This window comes from uncultured Limnohabitans sp., assembly GCF_937889215.1.
In the GTDB taxonomy this organism is placed as follows: Bacteria; Pseudomonadota; Gammaproteobacteria; order Burkholderiales; family Burkholderiaceae_C; genus Limnohabitans_A.
Window position 1 is genome coordinate 1 of record NZ_CALBEX010000414.1, and the last position, 1,215, is coordinate 1,215.

At 59.3% G+C, this 1,215-nt stretch carries 1 protein-coding gene and 1 pseudogene; both read right to left on the minus strand.

Annotated elements, in window-relative coordinates; all coding sequences use genetic code 11:
- Positions 1 to 834 (minus strand): benzoyl-CoA 2,3-epoxidase subunit BoxB (boxB, locus tag Q0341_RS10520; protein WP_299512987.1); only part of this gene is annotated, 834 nt, incomplete at its 3' end.
- A gap of 92 nt (positions 835 to 926) precedes the next feature.
- Positions 927 to 1,215: pseudogene (locus Q0341_RS10525) on the minus strand (benzoyl-CoA-dihydrodiol lyase); the annotation flags it as partial.

Below are 1,215 nucleotides of genomic sequence, written 5' to 3' on the forward strand. Positions count from 1 at the left end.
GGCAGCGCGCAGCTTGGCCACGTCGTCGGTCTTGAGCTGGTTCATCACATCAACGGTGCGCTGGATGGTGCGGCTCACGCCGGACTCGCCCACAAACATGTGGTGCGCCTCTTCGGTCAGCATGAACTTGGTGGTGCGGGCCAATGGGTCGAATGCCGACTCGGCCAGAGCGCACAACTGGAACTTGCCGTCGCGGTCGGTGAAGTAAGTGAACATGAAGAAGCTCAACCAGTCGGGTGTCTTCTCGTTGAACGCCTGCAAGATGCGGGGGTTGTCTTCGTTACCGCTGTTGCGTTGCAGCAGGGCATCGGCTTCTTCACGGCCGTCTTTGCCGAAATATTTGTGCAGCAGGTACACCATGGCCCACAGGTGACGGCCTTCTTCGACGTTGATCTGGAACAGGTTTCGCAGGTCGTACATGCTGGGCGCGGTCAGGCCCAGGTGGCGCTGCTGCTCCACCGATGCAGGCTCGGTGTCGCCTTGTGTGACGATGATGCGGCGCAGGTTGGCGCGGTGTTCGCCAGGCACGTCTTGCCAAACTTTCTCGCCGATATTGTCACCGAAATGGATCTTGCGGTCTTGCTCGCCGGGGTTCAAGAACACGCCCCAACGGTAGTCGCGCATCTTGACGTGGCCGAACTGGGCCCAGCCTTGCGGGTCCACGCTCACGGCGGTGCGCAGGTACACGTCCATGTCGGTCGAGCCCTCAGGGCCCATGTCGTCCCACCAGTTGATGAAGTTGGGCTGCCACTGCTCAAGCGCACGCTGCAAGGTGCGGTCTTCGCTCAAGTTGACGTTATTGGGAATCTTTTCGCTGTAGTTGATACCGGACATGAGAGTCTCCAGAAATTAAAAAATGCAACGGTGGGGTCAAATTTCGGTTGCAGCGCGGACCACCGGGCTCAGCACTGCACAACGCAAAAACATCAAACGCGGTTCATGTCGAACTGGACTTTTTCGCCTTTGCCATAGACCTTCAGGGCACCCTTTTCACCGACGGCGTTGGGGCGCTGGAAGATCCAGTTTTGCCAAGCAGTCAAGCGGCCGAAGATGCGGGTGGCCATGTTCTCTTTTTGGGCAAAACGCAGGTTGGCTTCCAGACCCGTGAGGGCGTCGGGCGACATGGTGGAGCGCTGTTCCAAAGCCGTGCGAATTTCGTCGGCCCAGTCGATGTCGTTGGGTGCAGCGGTAACCAGGCCCAGCGCCAGTGCGGCG